The following is a 2837-nucleotide window of genomic DNA, read 5'->3' on the forward strand; positions in this document are numbered from 1 at the left end:
TTGATATTCACCGCGGCTGGCACGGTCGGACACAGTTACAATTCCAATTTTGGCAACGTCCGAGTTTGACACGAGTGTTCCTTCTTTAAAATGAAGTCATTTGAGACCACGCAAATGCTGTTACAGATCAATGTACTCACTATTTTCAACGGTCATATAATCTTCCGCGCCGACATCGGTGTTGATCAAGATACCCCCCACCAGCACAATTCGTTTACACGAAAATTCATTGATGGTGGCATCTAAGATTTGATTGATCTGCTCGTGAATGAGTTCATAGCAGATCTGTGTCGCTTCTTGAATTGGAGCAGAGGCTGAAAAAATGCGACCCTGGTAAGGACTCAGCATTTTAATGATTTGTGGTTGTTGAAAATCATCATATTCACTGGCAGGGGCACGGCCGGACTCAATTTGAGTAACGGCACCTACTAGCGCTCCACAGGTAGATGTGCATCGGGATTGACCGGGGCGTAGCATATTTCCGATACTGCCATCGGCGGCGATTCCAATATGTGGGCCATACAAAATGAATGCCGTTCCCCCTTCATGGATGTGATTTGCATACGCGGTCATTCCTGTTTTACCAGTAAAAGGAAAGCCGGCTAAACCACCTAAGTGAAAAGGGCCATCAAATTCTTGATTTAAGGTTTGATTTGTAGCAACCAGATCGTCCGCGCAACGAGAGCTGGCAAGTAATGTCGTGCGGCGATCACCACCCAGTTCCTGCTCGATATAATTCAGGTTTTCTTCTGCAACCTGAGTGCATGTTACTGCATTCGGATAATGGCGTTGTACAATTTGATCCCAATTCATAATTTGTTTTCGATTTCGAACCTTTTTTTAATCAGGAGTACTAAAGTGATTCACACGTGACTTCTTCTGATTGTGGAAGATCCTGTTTTTCAATCTGATAATTGCGAAACTGAATCGAGTAACTCTCATCAAACCAGTCTTTGATATGAGGTAAGAATTCTGTGTCAAAGTCGGGGGCTGTGTAAAAGGTCTTGCCGAACTGATGTGCCTGGATTTCTCCATCTTCAACGACAATCTGACCATCCTTGTAAACCCAGCGAGGACGTTCAAACATTTCCTGCCGATTTTGTTGAGGAGCGTAGATTGTAATATCAGCGTCTGCTCCTACACCAAGGTGCCCTTTGTTCTTCATGCCCAGGACGCGTGCAGGGGCTGCACGTGTGATGATAGCGATTTCATAGAGTGAGTATTCTCGCTCAAGGTCAGCCAGTACACTTCTCTCGTAAATCTCTTCTGGCATCTGGGAGAGAAACTCCTGTCGGAAATTCTTATCCATCAGTAAATAGATGATTTCCGGATAATGATAAAAGGCGCCGCCATTCGGATGATCGCTGGTCATGATCACCCGCCAGGGATCTTCCATCAACAGATACCATTCCAGAGCTATAGCCCATTGGACGGCATTAATCAGACTGCGTTGAGGGCGGTACTCAATCGGGATCACGCCACAACTGCTTTCCAGTTCACAATCTGCGGTATACCATTTATTACGATTGATGTGGTGCAAAAACTGACTGAAGGGAGTGTCGCCCGTCATCGAGAGCGTTGATCCCGGGTTAATATGCCCGACATCGACGGTAATGTTTTCATGTGAATTAACATAGTCTACGAGTTTTTGAGTGGCAGAGGAAAAACTCGTGGGATCATTTGGATCGCCGTCATACGAGTGAAACTGGACATGTGCCAGATGTCCGCGGTGTCCTTCTAATGATTCCATGGTGTTCAATGTGGTTTCCCAGTTTCCTGGAATTCCCAGATTATTACAGTGGATATGCACGGAGTGTGGTAACTTCAATCGATCTGCTGCACCAGCCAAGCCGCGGACAATCTGCCGGGGAGTGACTCCGAAATTTTGGACAGGGGAATCTAATTCTTTGATCGATTTTCGGCTGATCTGTTTCCAGTCTTCAACACCGCCCGGATTCACGATTTTAATCGTATACCCTTTAGACGATTCCAGAAGCCAGGCACAGTATGCGTCCAGAGAATTCTGATCCTGATTCCGTAAATGCTTCATGACGAAATGATTATTACCGAACAACAGGTAGAAACCCTTATCCAGAATCGGTGTGTCTTGCAATTCTTCGTGAGCGTGTCGTGCGTGCAAGCCCGGGATAGCCGCGTCCATGGCTGTTGTATATCCGATGCTTGCAAATAAATATCCGGTGGCAAACGTACTGGGAACGACTCCTCCGGTTCCCGATCGTGTATGCTCACTACGATAGATGGGGGGCGCGTTGCGTTTCAGTTCGGGCGTCATTTTACGTCCTGCATTCACTTTCGGACCGGCGATATGACAGTGCATATCAATGCCACCTGCCATCACTACGTAACCGGTGGCATCCAGTGTTTTACCCGAAAATGTATCTGCGTTGGGCGGAGTGGGGATGATTTTTCCATCCTGGATCCACACATCACGTACATCGCCGTTTATCCCGTTTGCAGGATCATAAATCGTTCCATTTTTGATGCGGGAAACAGACACAATCAACCTTTAGTATCGATAGAAGAATGAAGCGGGATCGCTGTATTTCGGCAGAATATTTAATGGCGGCAGCAGTTGGAACGGCCACAGCCGGGATCGGCAATGGGGAGCTCTGACTTTTTGTTTGAGTTTTCTCCGATAAACAAGAGACCGCCAGAAATTAAACGTTCAATGGGTGTCGAGGCAGGTGTCTCTGCTTGAAGAATTCCTGCTTTTTCGCAGAGTTCACCCCAATTTTTCAGTGATTCCTGCATGCGATGGCTGACTTCGATCGTTTGAACGTTGGCCTCACAAAAATATTCATAAGTAATCATGCGAT

3 protein-coding genes are annotated in these 2837 nt (G+C 46.5%); all 3 read right to left on the bottom strand.

The features are described from left to right. Positions 1-120: 120 nt before the first annotated feature. Positions 121-813 carry a hypothetical protein gene (locus tag Q0668_RS03630; protein ID WP_298860029.1) on the bottom strand — a complete coding sequence of 231 codons (693 nt, stop codon included), beginning with the start codon at positions 811-813 and terminating at the stop codon, positions 121-123. Positions 814-853: 40 nt separating this feature from the next. Continuing rightward, the gene (locus Q0668_RS03635) at positions 854-2518 is read right to left on the bottom strand and encodes a formylmethanofuran dehydrogenase subunit A (protein WP_298860031.1); all 1665 of its coding nucleotides are present in this window, start codon (positions 2516-2518) and stop codon (positions 854-856) included. A gap of 59 nt (positions 2519-2577) precedes the next feature. Further along, positions 2578-2837, bottom strand: a 260-nt coding sequence (locus tag Q0668_RS03640; protein ID WP_298860033.1) for a hypothetical protein, incomplete at its 5' end; no start/stop codon positions are given.

The sequence above is a fragment of the uncultured Gimesia sp. genome, from assembly GCF_937910335.1.
Classification (GTDB): domain Bacteria; phylum Planctomycetota; class Planctomycetia; order Planctomycetales; family Planctomycetaceae; genus Gimesia.

Coding starts and splice junctions, on each gene's coding strand:
- Q0668_RS03630 (WP_298860029.1), bottom strand. CDS start 813: ATGAATTGGGATCAAATTGTACAACGCCATTATCCGAATGCAGTAACA.